Below are 22829 nucleotides of genomic sequence, written 5' to 3'. Positions count from 1 at the left end.
GTTCCTCCTGTATTTTGCTAAATATAATTGCTAGTTATTTTTCTTGAATATTGCTTAGCATTGAATTTAATTTTACTAAATGATCTTCGCATTTTTTTTCAACTCTTTTTAATATTTCTTCTCTTTCTCTTACAAGATTAACTAGTTCGGTTACTTTTGATATAGAAGCTTTTATATCATCAATGTCATTATCTTCACCTTGAAAAATGGAATTTAAAGCTTTTTTTAATCCTATTATCTTTTTAACTTCAATTAAAGTTAATCCTAGTTTAACTCGTAGGTCTTTTATTTCCTTTATGGTATTGATATCTTCTTCAGTGTATAATCTATAACCTGAATCAGTTCTTATAGTAGTATATAACTCCATATCCTCATAATATCTTATAGTTCTTTTTGTAAGTTCAGTTATTTTTGCCACTTCATCAATTTGATAATACTTTACGTCCATTACTTCACCTCCATAGTTATATTTCAATATTAATTAACATTAACGTTAATGTCAATGTTAGAAAGTTATAGTAAAATCGATTTCATTTTTCATCATTTGTATCAAATCTTAAATTTTATGAACTATATCACCTCTATCAAAAAACTTCAATACAATCTATAAAATATTCAAATGAACTTAGAAGAATATGAGGATAAGGCTGTTTTAAAAATTTTATCAGCACCCTTTACAAAATAAGTGGTTCCCATGCAAATGCTAATAGCATGTTTCCTTTAAAGTAGTTAGTCTCTAATTGAATTTGCTATTGTAAAAAGTTTCATAAATAGGTTATAATGTATCTTAAAACAAATTATAACCACAATAGTAAAGTAATATAGTGATGATAGCTAAGGTGGTAAGTTTATATATAAAACGAGGGGTGAAAAATATGAAATTCATAGTTTCAGAAAAAGTATTTGATGAACTTGGAGATGTTTGTTTTGGAGTTGTAGTAGCAAAAGGTATAAATAATAACGATAATAATATATGGATAAATGAACTTCTCAAAGAAAGTATAAGTTCTGTAGAGCAAAAATTTCAGGATAAGAAAGTAAAAGAGTCAGAGGAGATTCTGCCATACAGAGAAGCCTTTAAAAAAATAGGAATTAATCCTAATCAAAATATGAGTTCTATTGAAGCGATGACTACAAGGATATCAAAGAAAAAAGGCCTTCCAAGTATAAATCCTATAGTAGATTTAGGGAATGCCATATCTTTAAAGTACCTTGTTCCACTAGGGGCACATGATATGGATAGTGCTTCAAAGGATATTTAAGTTAGATTTTCTAATAAAGGAGACTTGTTTGTTCCTTTTGGAGAGACAGAAGCAGAGGTATTAGAAGATGGAGAGCTTATTTACTCTGTTGGTGATAAGGTAAAAACAAGAAGATGGATTTGGAGACAGAGTGAAGAAGGAAAAATAACGAAAGAAAGTAAAAATATATTTTTTCCTATAGATGGTTTTAAAGATAGAAACTATGATAAAGTAATTGGAGCTAGAGACGAGCTTGCGCAATTACTAAAACAACTTCTAGGTGCTGAAGTAAAGGTAGGATTTATTGATAAAGACAATATGGAATTAGAATTATAATTTAAAGGATTTTTTTACTTTATGTAGAATTTAATATTTAGGTAAGTATGTAACTATATCAGATAGAATTTTAGTCTATCTGATATTTTCTTGTATAAATCCGAAGAGTTAGCATCACTTAAGGGCTGTATAAGGTAGATACGAGATTTATGGCTCTATTATGATAACTAGTCACCGGATAATTTAAATGATTTGGAGGAAGAATAAATGGGATTGTTTGATGGACTTATGGGAAATGCTTCAGAGGTTAATATTCAAGAGGTGCAAAAAGAATTTTCCAACATATTATCTTCTACAGAGAGTATTGAAAAGGCATACAAGCTAATTCGTGACATGTTTATTTTTACAAATAAAAGACTTATATTAGTAGATAGACAAGGAGTAACAGGAAAGAAAGTGGAATACCACTCAATTCCATATAAAAGTATTACTCACTTTAGCATTGAAACAGCAGGAAACTTTGACTTAGACGCAGAGCTAAAAATATGGATATCAGGAACTCAACTTCCAGTACAAAAGCAATTTAACAAGAGTTTAAATATATACGAACTTCAAAGTGTATTAGCTGAATACGTGTTGAAATAAAAGCAAAAAGTTGTAAGACCGAAAGTTAACTTTCGGTCTTACAACTTTATAACCATTTTCTTTATTTTACTTTTCTCAACGTCAGCACCTAGCACATCTTCAAGCTTTCTGTTTACAAACTTTAAAGAAAGAACTGCCTCTTTAAAAGGACAGTCTCTGTATCAAACTAAAATCTTCTTTTGCGGTTTGAAAAATAAACTATTGCACAAATAATCATAATAACAAATAGTGGTCCACCAAATACAAATTTGAAAATAATAGAAATAACAGAGAAAACTAAACCAACTGCAATAACAACTGCTATTATAGGAAGAGCTGCAACGCTAAGGGCAAATACAACAACTCCAAATATCAACATTGAAATTAAAAATAATAGGTGTAACATAATTTATACCTCCAACTTATATAATTATATCTATGAATTATTAGTTATAAGTATTAATCTAATATAATTTAAAAATACATAGTTAATACTTGTTTATGTAGTATATAATACTATATAATTGGTTAAAAATAAATACTTGTTTTATTTAGCTATTGCTTATTTTGGTTTAAATAAGCTTGTTTATTAAGAACTAGTCTATCGCTCTTTGTAAATCTAAGAATTACTCATATTATATTAAAGGATTTGCTTTAAGGATATATATAATGTGTTATAATTGCAATAAATATAGTAAGGGTGCAGTAAGGAGGGCGTTTATGATTCAATTACAACAGTTAATATTCTTTGAAAAAATTGCTGAGAAAAATAGTATGAATAAGGCTGCTGAAGAGCTTTACATTAGCCAACCTAATCTGAGTAAGGCTATCCGAAATCTAGAGAGTGAATTAAAAATTAAGATATTTGAACGAACTAATAAAGGAGTGAAATTGACAGAAGACGGATATAAGTTGTATAAATATGTAAAAACAATTCATAAACAGGTGGATATGATTCAGAGTATTGCGCTTAAAGAAATACCTAATAGTATAAGTGTGGCTGCCTACCCATGTCCCATATTATATAAGGTTTTGGGAGAATTTCATAATAGAAATAAGGAACAATATATTGAGGTGACGTTAAAGGAAGAAAGAGTACAAAATATCATTGAAAGTGTGGCAAACCTTCAATCAGATATTGGCATAATAGAGATTAATGATGTTCAAAAAAAAGAGGTTCGGCATCTATTGGAGTCGAAGAATCTTGAATACCATGAGCTTGCAAAGAATACATGGTATGCACATGTTGGGAAAAGTAGTCCTTTGTATAATCAGGAAACCATAGAAATGTCTCAGCTTGTTGACTGCACTATTATGCGTTCTCCAGATGATTATTTCTCTAACTTATCTTATTTATTCGAAGTTGATGGAATACATTTCACCCAATTTGAAAAAACAATGTTTGTCAATGACTATTTTACACGATTAAGACTTTTGAACATGACAGATATGGTTTGTATAGAAACTGCATGGGATAAAGAACTTGAAAAAGAAATTGGTGTGAGAGCTATACCAATTGCGAATTGTAATATACAGATAAGCATGGGGTGGATTAAGCGAAAAAAAGAAAATCTTCCAGTGAAAGTGTTGGATTTTATTGAAATATTGGAGCAACTATTTTAGTAAATATAGAGGGCCAGGTTGAAAGTTAGTTTTCTATACAGTTGTTATAAATAATAGTAATAACTGAAATATAAATAGAATATCTTATTCAAATTGACAGAAAAGTGTTACTATTACCTTATCAGTAAGAAGAGTTTAAACAAAAAAACATAAAATGTTGAGAAGACATATTATTGTGGAAAATTAAAGGAGGTAATAGTAAATGGGCGTAAAATATATTCCAGAACCATTTAGAATCAAAATGGTAGAAACTATAAAAGTTCTTTCAAGAGAAGAAAGGGAAGAAGCACTTAAAAGAGCAAAGTATAATATGTTTTATTTAGCAGGAGAAGAATGTTATATTGACCTTTTAACAGATAGCGGAACCAATGCTATGAGCCAGGAACAATGGGCAGGAGTAATGAGAGGCGACGAAGCTTATGCAGGTTCAAGCAGTTACTATAAACTGGTTGACGCAGGTAAAGATATTTTTGGATATGAATATATTCAACCTGTACATCAAGGTCGTGCTGCTGAAAAAGTACTTTTTCCAATTTTATTAGGCGAGGGAAAATACTCAATTTCTAATATGCACTTTGATACAACAAGAGCGCATGTAGAACTATCAGGAGCTAGAGCTATTGATTGTACTGTAGAGGAAGCTTCAGACCCATCTTTAAGAGTACCTTTTAAAGGAAATATGGATACAGAGAAGTTAGAAAAACTTATTCTTCAATATGGTCCTGAAAATATTGGCGTTGTTGTTATGACAATTACTAATAATTCTGCAGGGGGACAACCTGTTTCTTTAGCAAATGTAAGAGAGACAGCAGCTATTTGTAAAAAATATGGTATTCTCTTTAATATTGATGCTGCTAGATACGCAGAAAATGCTTTCTTTGTTAAACAGCGTGAGGAAGAATGCAAGAATATGTCTATCAAAGAAATCATTAAGACAATGTTTAGTTATGCAGATACTTTTACAATGAGTGCTAAAAAAGATACAATTGTTAATATGGGTGGCTTACTTGGTGTCAAAGAAGATACGGAATTATTCCAAAAAATTAAAGGTAGAACCATTTCTTTTGAAGGATTTATTTCCTATGGTGGTTTATCCGGACGTGACCTTGAAGCTTTAGCAATTGGTTTGTATGAAGGGTTAGATGAGAATTATTTAAGATATAGAATTGGCCAAATGGAATACCTTGCAGGGCGTTTAGATGATGCAGGTATTGCATATCAAGCACCTGTAGGTGGTCATGGTGTATTCATAGATGCAAAGGCAATGTTCCCACATATTCCATATTACGAATTCCCAGGCCAAGCATTGGCAATTGAGTTGTACAGAGAAGCGGGAATACGTACATGTGATATAGGTTCTTACATGTTGGGTAATGATCCTGATACGAAGAAGCAATTAAAAGCTGACTTTGAATTTACAAGACTTGCAATTCCACGTCGTGTATATACTCAAGCGCATATTGATATTATGGCAGATGCTTTGATTGCAATTAAAGAAAGAGCAGCATCCGTTAAAGGCTATAAGATTACATGGGAGCCACCGATTCTTCGTCACTTCCAAGCATATTTAGAGTCAATTGAATAAAGATAAACTTATGAAGGCATAAATACCGATTGTGCATTTAAAATAGGTAGTCTCTTTTGGGGCTACCTATTTATTTTATTGTTTGGAGCTGTGCCTCGATGTATATCTAAAAGAATTGTATTAGAATAATTCTTTACATTTTTGTAATTGGTATTACTTAAAGAAAAAGAAGGAATGCATGGCATAGAGTAGATAAAATTCCTATAAATTATTTTAATATTGTAACATAGTTGTCACAAAGAGTCTGTATAATAAAATATGTAAAAGAATATAGAATAGATTAAAACATTCCTAGTCTTGTGGAGACATATATTAAGTTGTATGTCTCTATTTTTTTTCGTTGTAGTGAGTCAGAGAATTTGTTAAAATAAAGTGAAGCTACCAATTAAACGATATTAATAATAGCACATATATTAAAGCACAAAGGAGCTTAAGATGAAAAATAAAAAAAATAATTTAAAACATAGATTTATGATCATTTTCATATTTTTATTCTTTATATTTTTTTCATTAGTAGGACGACTTTTTTATGTAATGGCAGTAACAGCGGACAAGTATAAAAGTAAAGCCTATGAACAACAAAAAAGTGAAATACAAATTAATGCCAAAAGAGGAAGAATATTAGATAGAAGCAATAATGAGTTAGCTATAAGCGTTAATGTTTATCAGATAGATTTAGATTTAATAACATTGAAAGATACTTTGAAAAATAAAAACATGACCTTTGATGAACTGGCAGATAAGCTTGTTCCAATAGTCAACATGAAAAAGGAAGATATAATTAAAATATTTAATACTACATTACCAAGTGGTTTGCCAGCTAGTTCTGCCATATTAAAAAGGCAAGTTGAAAAGGCGGAGGTAGATAAAATTAAGGCACTAAATATTAGAGGTATTGTTATTTCACCAGATACAAAAAGATATTATGCAAATAACAATTTTTTAACTAATGTGTTAGGTCGTATTAATTATGAAGGTAAAGGTATCTCAGGAGTTGAGCTAAGTTACAATAAAGAACTTTCCGGAACTCCGGGAACTCTAACTTATGAAAAAGATGTAAAAAACAATCAGCTTCCTTATGAAGATCAACAGTATGTAAAGCCTGTAGATGGCAAAGATGTTATTTTAACCATAGACGAAACAATTCAAGACTATGTAGAGAAGGCAGCAGAAAAAGCTGTAGTTGATAATAAAGCAAAAGCTGTAAATATTATGGTTATGAATCCTAAAAATGGTGAAATACTAGCAATGACAAGTAAACCAAGTTATGATCCTAGTAAGCCACAAAAGGATTCGGAAGGTTCTAAAGGGGAAAGCAACATCTGGAAAAACCCTTCCGTTCAGGATACTTTTGAACCGGGGTCTATTTTTAAGGTTATAACTGCTGCTGATGCTTTAGAAAATAATATAGGCATAAATGATGGATATGCCTGCGGTGGAAGCATAAAAATAGGAACTACAGTAATTCACTGCTGGAATCTAGATGGTCATGGTAATGAAAGTTTTGTAGATATAATAAAGAACTCTTGCAATGTAGGCTTTGCTCAGTTGGGAAACAAATTGGGTAAGGACAAGCTTCTAGCTTTTGCACAAAAAATGGGATTTGGACAGAAGACCGGTATTGACTTGCCAGGAGAATCACCAGGAATTTTGAGAAAAGCAAGCCAAGTAAACGCAGTAGATTTAGCATCAATAGCTTTTGGACAAGGCTTAGGAGTTACTCAGGTCCAATATATGGCAGCTTTCAACGCAATTGCAAATGGAGGCACATGGGTAAAACCTCACGTTATGAAGAGCATTGCTCATCTTGATGATAGTAATAAGATGACTATTGATAAAGAGTTTAGCGATTATAATAAAAAGAAGGTTTTTGATACAAATTTAGCTGCTAATTTGAGAGGAGATTTAGAAAAGGTTGTTACTGAAGGTGTAGGTAAAAACGCTTTTGTAGAAGGATTAAACATTGGAGGAAAAACAGGTACTGCCCAAGTAGCAGATCCTGCCACTGGTAGATATGCTCCAGGAGTATACATGTCATCTTTTGCAGGCATGGCTCCAGTAAGTGATCCTAAAATAACAATTTTAGTAAGTGTTGATGAACCAGATAGTTCAAATTACTATGCCGGAGATGTTTCTGCTCCTGTAGCAAGAGAATTATTTAAGCAGATATTTAACTATATGGCGATTAAAGGCGAGGAAAATGTTTTAGGAAAATAGTAAGGCATACAACAACAGGCTGGTAGATATACTATCAGCCTGCCTATATTAGCACACCAAAATCTACTCCATGGATTAACGAAATAGGCGTATATAAAGAAACAAGGTTCGGTGGAACCATATTAGCGGCTACTGCATATAATGATAATGGATTAAAAACTGGAGGTAAAACATGAATGCTGTAGCTCAAATACGAGGAGGGAATCTGGCTCCAAGCCTTAATGGTGTTGTATATTTTAGAGATGTTCCTGGCGGTGTGGAAGTACAGGTAGAAGTAAAAGGACTTCCTAAATATAGACCAGGTACAGCTAGAACGCCACAGGTTGGTCCTCATGGATTCCATATACATGAAGGTGGAAGCTGCAATATAGGAGACCCTAAGAATCCATTTGCTTCTGCTGGAGAACACTGGAATCCTACAAAACAACCTCATGGGAACCATGCTGGAGATTTTCCAGTACTTTTCTCTAATAATGGATATGCTAGAATGACATTTTTTACAGACAAGTTTAGAGTTAGAGACATAATAGGTAAAACAGTAATAATACATGAGAGTCCAGATGATTATCGTACACAGCCAGCAGGTGCATCTGGTAAACGCATTGCATGCGGAGTAATTAGAGTCTATCAAAATGTTCCCCAACCAATGCCTCGTATGTATTTCTAACTAAAAATATAAAAAAGCTGGAATTAGATTTCCGGCTTTTTTATATTTTTATTTTTAGTACCCCCCTAAAATTAGCACAATAATCGTACATTTAATATATTTGCTAGAAAGTGAGGACATTATGTTAATTATGGAAGAATTATTATCAAAGATAGAAGAATTGAGAGGCTTAATATGTCAAATGATTCAGGAAAAAGAATTTTTAACGGATGGAGAGTTAATTTCACTTAGTCAAGAATTGGACAAGTATTTAAATGAGTACAATAAACTTTTAAATATTAAAAGATAAAGTGAGGATAATGAAAATAGGAGAAGTAATAAGTAAATATAGAAAGTGTAAGTCTAATTAAGCTACCATAATAAATAATATTTAAAATCAAGGTGCAATATCAGCTCTTGACAGTTTTGAAAATATGAATTAAAATTAGCTGTGAAAATAAAGTAAAAAATACACTTTAATTTGGTCCTGTGAGGCCAGGAAGAGGTATAATTATGATGATATTTTTTTGTTGTGTGAAAAAAAAGGTGAATACTATAACTATAACGGGTAATGGGAAGATTAATTTTTAAAATTTAATCTTCTTATTACCCTTTTCTTTTGAATAAAGAAAGGCCTTCAACAAAAAGTGTATTTTTACTATAGCAAATTGAGGAGGTCTATTTATGAAAGCAAAACTTATATTAGAAAATGGAATAACATTTCAAGGAAATGCATTTGGCTACCTAAAGGACAGTGTTGGAGAGGTTGTATTCAATACTGGAATGACAGGGTATCAAGAGATTCTTACAGACCCATCCTACTATGGTCAGATTGTCACAATGACTTATCCGCTTATAGGAAACTATGGTATAAATTTAGAAGATATGGAATCAAAATCTCCTAAGGTTAAAGGATTCATTGTCAGAGAAAAATGCAATGCGTCAAGTAATTTTAGATCTGAATTAGAATTAGAAGATTACCTAAAACAAAATAAGGTTATAGGATTAGAAGGAATAGATACAAGAGCTTTAACTAAAATACTGAGAAACAATGGAACTATGAAAGGAATAATAACTTTAGAAGATGTTTCTCATGAAGAAGTTAAGAATAAAATAGAAGCCTTCTCTAATAGAGAAGCGGTGCAAAATGTAACTGTTAAAGAAAAGTATGTAGTAGAGGGAAGTGGAAAACACGTTGCTATTATGGACTTTGGCATAAAGCAGAATATAGTTAGATCCTTCCTAAATAGAAAATGTAAAGTAACAGTTTTCTCAGCAGATACAAAGGCTGAAGATGTTTTAAGTGTAAACCCAGATTTGATATTCTTATCTAATGGTCCAGGAGACCCAGAGGATTTAACGGATGTTATAGAAAATATAAAGAAGTTAGTAGGTAAAAAACCGATTGTTGGAATATGCTTAGGACATCAACTTTTGGCTTTAAGCCTTGGAGGAAAAACAACAAAGCTTAAGTTTGGACATAGAGGATGTAATCACCCTGTTAAAGATTTGGAAGCAAACAGAGTTCATATAACTTCTCAAAACCATGGATATTACGTAAATATACTGCCAGATAATATGAAGGTAACCCATGTAAGTATGAATGATGAAACTATAGAAGGAATGAAGCACAATAGTTTACCTATTTTCTCAGTGCAGTTCCATCCAGAAGCATGCCCAGGCCCAAAGGACAGCGACTATATATTTGATAGATTTATGGAATACGCAGAATAAAAATTTTGTGTCACAAAATTTTTACAAGTTGACAATTGACAGTGGACAGAGGACAGTGAATGAGGATTTTTCTCCGCTGTGCTTCGAAAAATCTTTAATATATATAATGCAATGTTTCGCATTAGCGAAACGAGCTTAAACTTAGAAATATAATAGTTTTCTGACGCAAGGAAGAAAACTTACCTTCACTGTCAATTGTCCACTGTCAACTGTCCTCTAAAAAATAATACGTCGTATTATTTTTATAAGTTGCTATAAATTTAAAATTCAGGAGGTAGCCAATATGCCATTAAATAGAGATATAAAGAAAGTTTTAGTTATAGGATCAGGTCCAATAGTTATAGGTCAAGCAGCGGAGTTTGATTACTCAGGAACGCAAGCTTGCCAAGCTTTAAAGGAAGAGGGAGTAGAGGTTGTACTTATAAACAGCAATCCAGCTACAATAATGACGGATAAAGAAGTAGCAGATAAGATTTATCTAGAACCTTTAACAGTAGAATTTGTAGAGAAAGTTATGGCAAAAGAAAGACCAGACAGCCTTCTTGCAGGAATGGGAGGACAGACAGGCTTAAACTTAGCTGTAGAGCTTTATGATAAAGGTATACTAGAAAAATACAATGTAAGAGTTATAGGCACATCTATTGAATCCATAAAAGAAGGAGAAGATAGAGAGCTTTTCAGAAATATGATGAATAGAATAAACCAACCTGTTATACAAAGCGAAATAATTACTGACATGGAAAGTGGAAAAGCCTTTGCAAATAAAATAGGCTATCCAGTTATAGTTAGACCAGCTTATACCCTAGGGGGAACTGGCGGTGGAATAGCTAACGACGAAGAAGAATTAGAGCAGACTTTAGCACTAGGACTTCAATTAAGTACTATAGGTCAAGTACTTCTTGAAAAGAGTGTCAAGGGATGGAAGGAAATTGAGTATGAAGTAATGAGAGATAGCTTTGGAAACTGCATTACTGTATGTAATATGGAGAATATAGATCCAGTAGGTATTCATACAGGAGACAGTATAGTTGTAGCACCAAGCCAAACCTTATCAGATAAAGAATATCAGATGCTTAGAAGTGCATCGATAGATATAATAAATGCTGTAGGAATAGAAGGAGGATGTAATGTACAGTTTGCACTAAATCCACATTCCTTCGAGTATGCAGTAATAGAAATAAATCCAAGAGTAAGCCGTTCTTCTGCACTAGCATCAAAGGCTACAGGATATCCAATAGCTAAATTAGCTGCAAAAATTGCACTAGGTTATGGATTAGATGAAATTAAAAATGCAGTTACGCAAAAGACCTATGCATGTTTTGAACCATCATTAGATTATGTAGTAGTTAAAATTCCAAAATGGCCTTTTGATAAATTCCATGGAGCAGACAGAGCTTTGGGAACTAAAATGATGGCAACAGGAGAGATAATGTCCATAGGAAGCAATTTTGAGGCTGCTTTCCTAAAGGGAATAAGATCCTTAGAAATAGGAAAATACTCACTGGAGCATAAAAAGTTTAGAGAATTAAGTATGGCAGAATTAAAAGAAAGAGTAATCACTCCAGATGATGAAAGAATATTTGCCCTAGCTGAAATGCTAAGACGTGATTATAGAATAGATAAGGTTGCAGAAATAACAGGAATAGACAAATTCTTTATTGAGAAGTTTAAGTGGATTGTGGAAGAAGAGCAGAGATTAAGACTTAGCAAAATAGGTGATTTAGATAAAGAATGGCTATATAAATTAAAGAGAAAAGGCTTTTCCGATAAAGGAATAGCAGATATGCTAAGAGTTTGCCCAGAAGATGTATATAGACTTAGAAACATATGGGGAATAACTCCAGTATACAAAATGGTTGATACCTGTGGAGGAGAGTTTGAAGCACTTTCGCCATATTACTACTCAACTTATGAAACTTACGATGAAGTAGAGGTTTCAGATAAGAAGAAAGTTATAGTTATAGGATCAGGTCCAATTAGAATAGGTCAAGGTATAGAGTTTGACTATGCTTCAGTACACTGTGTAATAGCTCTTAGAAAATTAGGAATAGAAACAATAATAGTAAATAATAATCCTGAAACAGTAAGTACCGACTTTAATATATCAGATAAATTATATTTTGAGCCTCTTACAGAAGAAGATGTATTAAACATAATAGAAAAAGAAAAACCTAATGGTGTAATTCTTCAGTTCGGGGGACAAACAGCTATTAAGCTTGCCGAGTTCCTAAAGGAAAAGAATATACCTACGCTCGGAACTACTGCAGATCAGATAGATATGGCAGAAGATAGAGAAAAGTTTGATGCTCTGCTTGAGAAACTAGGAATATCAAGACCTAAAGGAAAGGGAATCTGGAGTGTAGAAGATGGCTTAGAAGAGGCTAGAAAGTTAGGATTCCCAGTACTTGTAAGACCTTCTTACGTAATTGGGGGCCAGGGTATGGAAATAACCTACGATGAAAAGGAGCTTATATACTATCTATCAAATGCCTTCCAAAAGGATAAGAAGAATCCAATACTAATAGACAAGTATCTTATGGGTAGAGAAATAGAAGTAGATGCTATATCCGATGGAGAAGATATATTGATACCAGGAATAATGGAACATCTTGAAAGAGCAGGAGTACACTCAGGGGACAGTATAACCATGTATCCAAGTCAAAATATATGTTCTAATATAAAAGAAAAAATACTAGAGTTTACTAAAAAGCTTGCTTTAGGAATAGGAATAAAGGGAATGATAAATATTCAGTTCATAGAGTTTAAAGGGGAGCTTTACGTTATAGAAGTTAACCCAAGAGCATCAAGAACTGTACCATATATAAGCAAGGTAAGTAAGGTGCCTATAGTAGATATAGCAACTAGAGTTATGCTTGGAGAGAAATTAAGAGACTTAGGTTATGGTGTAGATATATACAAAGAACCAGAATTAGTATCTGTAAAGGTACCTGTATTCTCTACACAAAAACTTCCAAAGGTTGAAGTTTCACTAGGACCTGAAATGAAGTCTACAGGAGAGGTTTTAGGAGTTGGAAAGACAATAGAAGAAGCTTTATATAAAGGATTTGTAGCAGCTAACATGTTCACCAACAAAGCAGGATCAACTATACTTGCTACAATAAATGATCACGATAAGCAAGAGTTCTTGCCAATAGCAAAAGAACTTCATAAGCTAGGATTCAAGTTTGCAGCAACTTCAAAAACAGCACAGCTTTTAAGAGATGCTGATGTAGAAGTAAGAGAAGTTAGAAAACTTAGTGAAGAGCATCCTAATATAATAGATGTAATTAAAAATGGAGAAGTAGATTTAGTAGTTAACACTCCAACTAAAGGTAACGATTCAAAGAGAGATGGCTTCCATATAAGAAGGGCAGCTATTGAAAGAAATATAGGAGTCATAACAGCTTTAGACACTTTCAAGGCTATGGTAGATGTTAGGATTAAAGGAATAAAAGATGAAGAGCTAGATGTATTTGATCTAGCTAACTAGAAAGAAGAGGAGAATTCCAACTTGTTGGGATTCTCCTTTTAAATAATTTAAATTATAAGTATATACTAAATAATTGATATTTAGATGCGATAACATTATAGTATTAAATGTAGAACTAAATTGTTCTTTATTAATTAAGTATATAATTAAGCTAGTTAGTAGAAAAAAAGGGGCGATGAGTTATGAAAGAAAAAATTTTAGAATCCTTTATGGATGTGTTACCACATTTAAAAGAAATAATTCAGGAAGATATAATGACTTCAGTAACTGATACTGAAAAGTTTTTAGGGTACTATCCTGGTGATAAAATGAGAGTAAACATAAAAATTGGAGATCCAATACCAGATAACGATCCTTTGAAACAGACTATGAGGGAAAATAAAATAATATCTTCAATAGTACCAAAGGAAGTCTATGGATTCCCATTTAAAGGGGTTACTTATCCTATAAGAGATGAAAAAGGAACTGTTATAGGAGCAGTAGGCTATGCAATAAATATTGAAAATGAAGTTAAAATAAGTGAATCATCGGAAAGTATGTTTAGTGCTATTGAGGAAACAAGTGCAAGCATTAATGAAGCCTCTGTAGATATTGAAAAACTAACTAGTATGATTAATAACATAGACGAATCTGCCAAGGCTACGGAAAAAAAGATTGCAGATTCAGATAAAATAATAAACATGATTAAAAATGTAGCACAACAGACTAATTTATTAGCCTTAAATGCTGCAATTGAAGCTGCAAGGGCTGGTGAACATGGAAGAGGCTTTTCTATTGTAGCATCAGAAATGAGAAAACTTTCTCTAACCAGTAAAGAATCCAGTGAAAGCGTATATAGAGAATTAAGTGAAATGAAAAAATCTATAGAATTTATTAAGAAGCAAATAGATAGCATTTTAGAGATAGCAGATAATCAGTCTGTAAAATTTAAAGAAATTACAACGGCTACAGAGGAGATAGCTTCAAGCGCAGAAACCCTTGTTCACTTTACCAGAATAAAGGATTAAAATGTTATTTGTGTTATCTTTAAAGGTAGTGATTCAAAGATATATATTTCGTATAATTAAGAATCTAACTAGAAAAATGCTAAGTAAAAGGAGAATTCTAATTCAGATGAATTCTCCTTTCGTTATTTAATGTAAGTTTTCCTAACCTTGTTTTTATAAAAAATATGAAATATTTACAAGTGCATTACTTTATTTTTCCAATAGATATATTAACCCGATAGTTGCCATATTTCAAAATTTCATCTAATAAATTCATAAGTTCTTCTTCATTTGACACATTTACTTTTAGCAAATAACATCCATCACCACTAATTTGATTTGCTTCTAGTACTTCTGATTTTTCTTTAACGAAAGCCTGGAAAGATAGATGATCAGTAGTTTTCATAAATATAGTGATAAAAGCAATTAGAGTCTTACCTAGTTTACTTTGATCTAATTTAACGGTGTAACTCTGGATAACTCCAAGCTCCTCCATTTTGCGAATACGATTTGCAACGGATTGTCCTGTTAAATGGACTAATTCTCCAATTTCTCTCCACTGTATTCTAGAATTTTTCTTTAATAAAGAAAGTATTTCAAAATCAGTTTGATCAAGCATAATTTTTAAATTCCTTTCATCATTCAATCCATAGAGTAACTTTGCTTTCTCCAATCAATAGCATTATCACCTATAATAAGTATATCATATACTTTGGAGGTATAAATAATGAGAATTCAATTAATTAGACATGCAACTTTACTTTTAAAGATTAATAACAAAAGGATTATAGTTGACCCAATACTAAGTCCTGCAGGAACTATGGACGCTATACCAAATGTTTATAATGCCAATAAAAACCCTCTTGTAGATTTGCATGTTGATTTTGAAAGCCTTATTAATGTTGATGCGATTCTATTAACACATACCCATAGAGATCATTTTGATGAAGCAGCAGCTCAATTAATTTCAAAGCATATACCAGTATTTTGTCAGCCAGTGGATAAAGAAAAAATAGAAGCTAAAGGATTTCTTGAGGTTATTTCTATAGAAGAGTCTTATATATGGGAAGGTATCACATTTAATCGCACTCAGGGGCAGCATGGCACAGGAAAGATTGGGAAAGAAATGGGATTAGTTTCAGGCTTTGTTATTACTGCTCACAATGAGCCTTCCTTGTATATTGCAGGAGACACTATCTGGTGTCCAGAAGTAGAAGAAGCATTGGAAAGCTATAAACCTCAGATAACTGTTGTTTTTGCTGGAGCAGCTAAGTTTAGTGAGGGAGATCCAATTACCATGACAACACAAGACATTTATGATGTTTGCAGGAAAGTACCTAATTCAAAGGTTATTGTTGTTCATATGGAGACATGGAATCATTGTACCCTTACAAGATCAGAACTAAAAGATTTCTTGCAAAAGCACTCATTAGTTGAACAGGTATATGTGCCTGATGATGGAGAAAGTATAAACTGTGATAGTTTTTTAGAGGAAGTTTAAATAATATTATATTAAAATATGTGTTTTCCCAACCTTGTTTTAATAAAAAGTCCCTGTTAGGCATTAAGAATCAATGCGCTAAGGGATTTTTTATTAGATTTTCTAAAGATGATAAAACGGTTGGGAAAATTTTTGAAGAAGTCTTTGTTTTCAATGGCTTAAAGGTTATAATAAAAATAGAGAATGGCTGTTTTACAGTGGTTGAACCATAACATAAGATGTATTTAAATACAAAAGATATAGAAGTATCTACTGAAGCTATTAAAGTTGAACCATAACATAAGATGTATTTAAATTCTAAAAACTCTTCTGTTACATTTAAAGAGTCAGCGTTGAACCATAACATAAGATGTATTTAAATGGAGTAATTATACTTTCTTCTTGCTCCAAATATTTGTTGAACCATAACATAAGATGTATTTAAATTGAATTAAAGTTTTTGATGTCTGATCTAATGACATAGTTGAACCATAACATAAGATGTATTTAAATACATTAATTTCAAATGTATTATTGTAACCACTCTTAGTTGAACCATAACATAAGATGTATTTAAATAGAAAAAACCTCATAAATATTTATGAAAAGTATTGGGTTGAACCATAACATAAGATGTATTTAAATTTAAACATATAAGATAATCTATTTGAGCTATAAAGTTGAACCATAACATAAGATGTATTTAAATAACATTAAGAACTTTCTTCAGATTATACCTTAAGGAGTTGAACCATAACATAAGATGTATTTAAATTTAGAATTTAATTTTTTTTCTTTCCCTTCATTAAGTTGAACCATAACATAAGATGTATTTAAATACAAATTATTTAAATGGTATTATGTTACTTTCTATGTTGAACCATAACATAAGATGTATTTAAATAGTAATAGCTTGGTCTTTAATCCTTCTTTATCCTTTTGTTGAACCATAACATAAGATGTATTTAAATTAGCTGTACTAAAAGAGAAGGGACAGTATATAAGAGGTTGAACCATAACATAAGATGTATTTAAATATCATGCGTTCTTGTGTTGTAGCCATTGTATTACCCGTTGAACCATAACATAAGATGTATTTAAATCTAACTAATGGGAAAGTATATCTTAAAATCAATTCTGTTGAACCATAACATAAGATGTATTTAAATGTAGAGATGATATAAAGGAGTATGATATATATATAGTTGAACCATAACATAAGATGTATTTAAATATTTTTCCTGCAGCAACTAATATTTTCATCACATAACGTTGAACCATAACATAAGATGTATTTAAATTGAAACAGATCCCTAGCCTGAGAATAGTAAATTTTCAGTTGAACCATAACATAAGATGTATTTAAATCAGTTTGAACGCAGGGATGCCATTACCAGCATTACGTTGAACCATAACATAAGATGTATTTAAATTTATTAAAAGTTAAATAAAAGCTAGTCTGTGGCCTAGTTGAACCATAACATAAGATGTATTTAAATGCATCTACTATAGTAATTGCTTTTTCGTCGATAGCCGTTGAACCATAACATAAGATGTATTTAAATCAATCAGAAGCTTTACCAGGAGATTTAGTATTTTGGGTTGAACCATAACATAAGATGTATTTAAATTGTTTTAACCTCCTTTACTGATATTGTACTAAGATTGTTGAACCATAACATAAGATGTATTTAAATATTGAAATTAATAATTGAAGCTGGATTAAATGCAATGTTGAACCATAACATAAGATGTATTTAAATATATAGAAGATATTTTGATTTGTAGCATAGTTTCTGTTGAACCATAACATAAGATGTATTTAAATCAGTTAATGCAACTACCAACTAAGTACTACCAGCAGGTTGAACCATAACATAAGATGTATTTAAATTTCCACCAACTCCAGCAACTTGAACTTGTTGTTGGTTGAACCATAACATAAGATGTATTTAAATGGTGTATTAGCAGTTGGTTTAAAGTAATCCTTGTTTGTTGAACCATAACATAAGATGTATTTAAATGCAGTATCAACGAGAATTGCAACAACGTGACGAGTGGTTGAACCATAACATAAGATGTATTTAAATACATCTTCGCATAAACATTCAGCTTTTAGATTGCTAGTTGAACCATAACATAAGATGTATTTAAATGCTATTCCAAACTGCTGTTATAGAATTCCAAATAGTTGAACCATAACATAAGATGTATTTAAATAGCAGTTAATTATACTATTAAGAAAGCTACGCTTATGTTGAACCATAACATAAGATGTATTTAAATGTATAATGGTTTAAATCAACCTCTAACAATATAAAGTTGAACCATAACATAAGATGTATTTAAATATATTTTCAGTTGAAGCTTGTTTGAAGTCCAACTCGAAAGTTGAACCATAACATAAGATGTATTTAAATCGGTTCCAGCGGGTTATAATATACAACCTCTTAACTGTTGAACCATAACATAAGATGTATTTAAATTAACCAGCATACGTAATTTTACCAGCTTATTTACTAGTTGAACCATAACATAAGATGTATTTAAATGCAGGGGATGTTGAGGTGGGGACTGTCGATTCTAATGTTGAACCATAACATAAGATGTATTTAAATATAATATCACCTCAGTAATAAGTCTAGACACAAAAGGTTGAACCATAACATAAGATGTATTTAAATACATTGTAAGTTATCTCTAATACCTTTAAAGCTCCTTGTTGAACCATAACATAAGATGTATTTAAATAAATGTCGTTGATACCACATTTGGTGATGGTGCAAAGTTGAACCATAACATAAGATGTATTTAAATAAGTATAGGAGCGAAGTTATTAAATATAATTTTTGGGTTGAACCATACCATAAGATGTATTTAAATTCCATATATGATTTAAATGTTAGCAAAGTAAATGATGTTGAACCATAACATAAGATGTATTTAAATTATAATTGGAAGCTTAAAGTGTCCAATTTTGATAAAAGTTGAACCATAACATAAGATGTATTTAAATTTAATTGGCGCAAACGGAAATAATATGATATTGTAGGTTGAACCATAACATAAGATGTATTTAAATTTTTTAAAGCTGTACATTGGCAAGCCTCCCTTTTACGTTGAACCTTAACATGCGATGTATTTAAATATGAGTTGAATTATATAATTTAACTTATGATTAACCATAACATGAGATGTAAATATTTAAAAACAAAATTCTTCTAAATTATGCGAATATGTTATTATAGTGTAAGATATAATAATTTCAATGAGTTGAATAATATATTTATTTAAAAATACTTGACCTGATAAAAATTTACATAGAGCTAAGGAAATAGAAGAAAAAATAGCAATTCCTCAGAGCGTTGTAAGATGGCATATAAATGAACCTATAAGTAAATGTATTCATATTAAGTCTACAAATAAAAGAAAAGGAGGATATATGTTGAGAAAGGAACTTTTAGTAAATTTCGTTTACAAATTATTACATAAGAGTTAAAATGATGACAAGGAGGGGATTATGTGAAGGTATATGAAATATCTATTCTGGTATTCTTACTAGAAGAGATCAATTCAACAGATGTTTCTTCAAAAATATCCGGTTTTATAGACAGTGGCATGGCAAAAGTGCCAGAACTACTAGAGTTTCATAACGAAAATGTATATAAAAATTATTGCTATAATTCGTTTTACCCTTTAGAAGAGGACAAGAAATATAAACAAGGAAAAACATACACGATACAATTAAGAACAATAAATAAAAATTTAGCAGACTTTTTTTATACAGAACTAGTAAACCATTTCAATGATTCGATAAAGGGACTAACAGCAAAAGTTAGAATAATACCTCAAAGGCATATAGAAAAAATATATTCTATTACTCCAGTAATGTTAAAGAATGAAGAAGGATACTGGAAAGGAAAGCTTTCTCTAATGGATTTCGAAAGAAGACTAAAAGAGAACCTAATAAAGAAATATAACTTAGCTATGAAAACAAAAATAGATGAAGATTTCCAGTTGTATACAAATATTGAATTTATGAATCAAAAACCAGTAGCGATGAACTATAAGGGAAGAAAGCTCCTAGGAGATAAAATATCCATAAACATAAGTGATGATGAAGCAGCTCAGGATTTAGCGTATATGGCTCTCGGGACCGGAATATTAGAAATGAATGCTAGAGGAGCAGGGTACGTGAACTTTAAATGGTTATAGGGAGGTGAAAAAGTGTTAGGCCAAGCGTTAGAAGTTTTCAAAAAACAGTATGAAATGCAAAAGGACTCAATGATTTTAGGGGAATATATACCTGCAGATGGAGCCTATGCTATAGTTGATCCTGTTGAAAATGGATTTGAGCTAAAAGAAATAGTTAACATAAAGCTAGATAAGAAGACTAAAAAAGTTGATAGAACCATCGAATTTTTTGATTTCATATGTAGGGCTGATTATAACAGTAAGTTAATAGATATGAATAAGCCAATAGATGGTAAAAAAATAATACAAAGCAATAACTACCTTTCTTTTATAATAAAAAAAGAAAGTTTAACTAATGGTAAATTAACTAATGAAATAATAGATAACTATTATAAAGTATTAGAAGATCCTTTATTAAAATATTCAAAACCTAAAGCAATAGAGTTATATAAAGCTGTTGAAGAAGAAATAGGTAAACCAGATAATGAGAAGATTATAAAAATAAAAGAATGGATAAAGGATAATACTTTTAACCTTTTAGAAGATAATTCAGGAAAAGATTACTTAAAAGTGTTTTTTCACTACTCAGATAAAGAGTTTGAAAGAGAAGGTAAGAGATATTTAGTACCTAATATTTATAATAGCAACGATTTTAATATAAAAGTAGGGGAAGAAATATATGGATTACCTAACGATAATATGGGGTTAAATGCCAAGAAGCCATATTTAGAGCATAAGACTAGAAAAGTTAATGTACCATATTTGATTAATCAAGATGAAGTGATATATCAAAAGAAATTTTTCGATTATCTAATGAATCAAGTAGCAGCAGGCAAAACCAATATTTATATTGGAGATAACATAGTAGCATTAAAAAATGGTGAAACACCAGAAAAAGATTTTAGAGGAATGTACTTTAGAATAAAAAAAGGAAAAGAAGTTGAAATACATGATTTTGATATAATCCCTAGATATAGTCCAAAACTTGGAGACCCTTTTCAATATAAAAATGTTTTAAATGCGGATAACAAAATATTAAAGCAGGAGTACGATATCTTCTCAACTATAGGAAAAATGCAAAGTATAATCAATGAAGTTTTCTTTAGTAATTTTTTAATAGGAAATTACTTTACAGAAGCAAAGGATTTATCTATTACAGATGATTCTTTGAAAAGCAATTTGCTGATTAGTAGAACGGCACTATTCAATTGGATTCATAAAGGAAATGAAAATAATATAGGTTATATACTAGATAAAGTTTCTTTGAGTTTAATTAAGGGCTCTATCAGGAATGGTTATGGTATTAAGGCTATAAAACAGTTTAATTTGAGAGCATCTTTAAATAAGTATTTTCAAGGAGGGGAAGACATGGCAGATGTTATTTTGGACGTAAAAGAAAATTTAAGAAACAAAATATCAGTGGGCGGAGACCAAGAAATTGAAAACGATAAAGAATACTTTTTTGCAGTAGGTCAATTGGTAAGCTTTTTCTTATCTCAAAGTAAGTCAAAGAAGAAACCTCTATCTTTAGCAAATCCTTTTATAAATGCTAAAAAGGATGAAATGATAAAGGAAAAGCTTAAAGCGTTATTTAAAAAATATAACTATGATTTAAAAGGTAATATATTTAGGTTTAGAAATTTGTATTCTATGGTTGCTGGATATGAAGTTAATAACAAAATTAATGACGATATGATTATTGCAGGTTATTTACATAGCAACTTATTATTTGAGAAGTCAAATAAAGAAAATCAAGATAACAATGGAGAGGGTGAAGAATAATGAATAAGAGAGTTTACGGAATTTTAGGTATATCATCAATAATGGCTAACTGGAATGCAGATTTTACTGGTTATCCAAAGACAACTTCTAGTGGAGATATATTTGGAAGTGATAAGGCATTTAAATATCCAATGAAAAAAATGTGGGAGAATTCTGGTGAGAAGGTTCTTTATATAAAATCTATGAAATTGTCACAAGGTAAAAGTGGAGAAGTAGACCTTGTTCCTAGATCATTAAAGGAAAGATATGAGTACATATTTAATGAAGAGGACTTAAAGAAAAATAAGGATAATAAAAAGGTTTTAACTAATTTATTTTCAGCTATAGATGTTAAGAATTTTGGAGCAACCTTTGCAGAAGAAGGAAATAATATTTCAATCACTGGTGCTGTTCAAATAGGTCAAGGTTTTAACAAATATGAGGATTCATATGCTGAAGAGCAACAAATATTATCTCCTTTTAGAGATGCGTCAGTGAAGGATAATAAAAAAGACCAAGAAGAGGCTAAAAGTTCAACACTAGGAACAAAAATAGTAAGTAATGAAGCCCATTATTTTTATCCATTTACGGTAAATCCATTAGCATATAAAGAATTTGTTGAATTAGGAGTAACTGATGGATATACAGAAGAAGATTACCTTAAGTTTAAGAAAGCAGCTATAAGTGCAGCAACGTCATTTGCAACAAATGCTAAAGTTGGTTGTGAAAATGAGTTTGCTTTATTTGTTGAGACTGAAAGTGATTTATATTTGCCTAATCTTACTCAATATATTAAGTTTGAGAAAGGTGAAGATAAAAATGCTATGACGTTAACTTGTGATAAGCTATTAAATGATTTAAAAGAAAGAATTTTAAACATTGAAGTTTACTATAATCCATACACTACAAAAATTGATGTTAATATAGAAGGAGCAAAGTTCTATAATATATTTACTAACGAAGAGGTATAGG

Annotated in this window: 16 protein-coding genes, 1 pseudogene and 1 CRISPR repeat array; of the genes and pseudogenes, 14 read left to right on the top strand and 3 right to left on the bottom strand. The window is 31.0% G+C overall.

Annotated features, from left to right (window positions below; all coding sequences use genetic code 11):
* Positions 1-34: 34 nt before the first annotated feature.
* A complete protein-coding gene (locus tag I6U51_RS04590; RefSeq protein WP_211141416.1) occupies positions 35-448 on the bottom strand; it encodes a MerR family transcriptional regulator in 414 nt (137 codons plus the stop codon).
* Positions 449-827: 379 nt separating this feature from the next.
* Between I6U51_RS04590 and I6U51_RS25300 the strand changes: the two are divergent.
* Positions 828-1577: pseudogene (locus I6U51_RS25300) on the top strand (B3/B4 domain-containing protein).
* 207 nt (positions 1578-1784) lie between these two features.
* The gene (locus I6U51_RS04580) at positions 1785-2162 is read left to right on the top strand and encodes a PH domain-containing protein (protein WP_178910204.1); all 378 of its coding nucleotides are present in this window, start codon (positions 1785-1787) and stop codon (positions 2160-2162) included.
* A 166-nt stretch (positions 2163-2328) separates the two neighbouring features.
* Here I6U51_RS04580 and I6U51_RS04575 read toward each other — a convergent pair whose 3' ends face one another.
* A complete protein-coding gene (locus I6U51_RS04575; protein ID WP_211141415.1) occupies positions 2329-2547 on the bottom strand; it encodes a hypothetical protein in 219 nt (72 codons plus the stop codon).
* 314 nt (positions 2548-2861) lie between these two features.
* Between I6U51_RS04575 and I6U51_RS04570 the strand changes: the two genes are divergently transcribed.
* The 8 genes from I6U51_RS04570 to I6U51_RS25025 all read left to right on the top strand — a co-directional run bounded on the left by I6U51_RS04570 (position 2862) and on the right by I6U51_RS25025 (position 14443).
* Positions 2862-3764, top strand: a complete 903-nt coding sequence (locus I6U51_RS04570) for a LysR family transcriptional regulator (RefSeq protein ID WP_211141414.1) — start codon at positions 2862-2864, stop codon at positions 3762-3764.
* Between the two features lie 202 nt (positions 3765-3966).
* A complete protein-coding gene (locus I6U51_RS04565) occupies positions 3967-5349 on the top strand; it encodes a tryptophanase (RefSeq protein WP_211141413.1) in 1383 nt (460 codons plus the stop codon).
* Between the two features lie 435 nt (positions 5350-5784).
* Positions 5785-7566: a stage V sporulation protein D gene (locus I6U51_RS04560; protein WP_211141412.1), complete on the top strand. Its 1782-nt coding sequence runs from the start codon at positions 5785-5787 to the stop codon at positions 7564-7566.
* A 172-nt stretch (positions 7567-7738) separates the two neighbouring features.
* Positions 7739-8233, top strand: a complete 495-nt coding sequence (locus tag I6U51_RS04555) for a superoxide dismutase family protein (protein WP_211141411.1) — start codon at positions 7739-7741, stop codon at positions 8231-8233.
* A gap of 121 nt (positions 8234-8354) precedes the next feature.
* The gene (locus I6U51_RS04550) at positions 8355-8522 is read left to right on the top strand and encodes an aspartyl-phosphate phosphatase Spo0E family protein (protein ID WP_211141410.1); all 168 of its coding nucleotides are present in this window, start codon (positions 8355-8357) and stop codon (positions 8520-8522) included.
* 374 nt (positions 8523-8896) lie between these two features.
* Positions 8897-9946 carry a carbamoyl phosphate synthase small subunit gene (locus I6U51_RS04545; protein WP_211141409.1) on the top strand — a complete coding sequence of 350 codons (1050 nt, stop codon included), beginning with the start codon at positions 8897-8899 and terminating at the stop codon, positions 9944-9946.
* A gap of 283 nt (positions 9947-10229) precedes the next feature.
* A complete protein-coding gene (carB, locus tag I6U51_RS04540) occupies positions 10230-13436 on the top strand; it encodes a carbamoyl-phosphate synthase large subunit (protein ID WP_211141408.1) in 3207 nt (1068 codons plus the stop codon).
* Between the two features lie 182 nt (positions 13437-13618).
* Positions 13619-14443, top strand: coding sequence for a methyl-accepting chemotaxis protein (locus I6U51_RS25025; protein ID WP_211141407.1), 825 nt, complete (start codon positions 13619-13621; stop codon positions 14441-14443).
* A 184-nt stretch (positions 14444-14627) separates the two neighbouring features.
* Here the strand turns inward: I6U51_RS25025 and I6U51_RS04530 are convergent, their stop codons facing one another.
* Positions 14628-15095 (bottom strand): Lrp/AsnC family transcriptional regulator, encoded by a 468-nt coding sequence (locus tag I6U51_RS04530; RefSeq protein ID WP_343069503.1) that lies wholly within the window; start codon positions 15093-15095, stop codon positions 14628-14630.
* A 54-nt stretch (positions 15096-15149) separates the two neighbouring features.
* Here I6U51_RS04530 and I6U51_RS04525 point away from each other — a divergent pair, with 54 nt between their 5' ends.
* The 4 genes from I6U51_RS04525 to I6U51_RS04510 all read left to right on the top strand — a co-directional run bounded on the left by I6U51_RS04525 (position 15150) and on the right by I6U51_RS04510 (position 22828).
* Entirely contained in the window at positions 15150-15923 is a 774-nt protein-coding gene (locus I6U51_RS04525) for an MBL fold metallo-hydrolase (RefSeq protein WP_211141406.1), read from the top strand.
* A gap of 200 nt (positions 15924-16123) precedes the next feature.
* Positions 16124-19050: direct repeats of the CRISPR family, unit length 30 nt; unit sequence GTTGAACCATAACATAAGATGTATTTAAAT.
* 374 nt (positions 19051-19424) lie between these two features.
* Positions 19425-20117 (top strand): CRISPR-associated endoribonuclease Cas6, encoded by a 693-nt coding sequence (cas6, locus tag I6U51_RS04520; protein WP_211141405.1) that lies wholly within the window; start codon positions 19425-19427, stop codon positions 20115-20117.
* Between the two features lie 12 nt (positions 20118-20129).
* Positions 20130-21878, top strand: coding sequence for a type I-B CRISPR-associated protein Cas8b/Csh1 (cas8b, locus tag I6U51_RS04515; RefSeq protein WP_211141404.1), 1749 nt, complete (start codon positions 20130-20132; stop codon positions 21876-21878).
* Positions 21878-22828 carry a type I CRISPR-associated protein Cas7 gene (locus tag I6U51_RS04510; RefSeq protein WP_211141403.1) on the top strand — a complete coding sequence of 317 codons (951 nt, stop codon included), beginning with the start codon at positions 21878-21880 and terminating at the stop codon, positions 22826-22828. The genes cas8b and I6U51_RS04510 overlap by 1 nt, the downstream gene beginning before the upstream one ends.
* Position 22829: the final 1 nt, after the last annotated feature.

Source organism: Clostridium aciditolerans (genome assembly GCF_016316925.1).
Classification (GTDB): domain Bacteria; phylum Bacillota; class Clostridia; order Clostridiales; family Clostridiaceae; genus Clostridium_AM; species Clostridium_AM aciditolerans.
The sequence above is the reverse complement of the archived record's forward strand: the minus strand, read 5'-3'. Positions and strand labels throughout refer to the sequence as shown.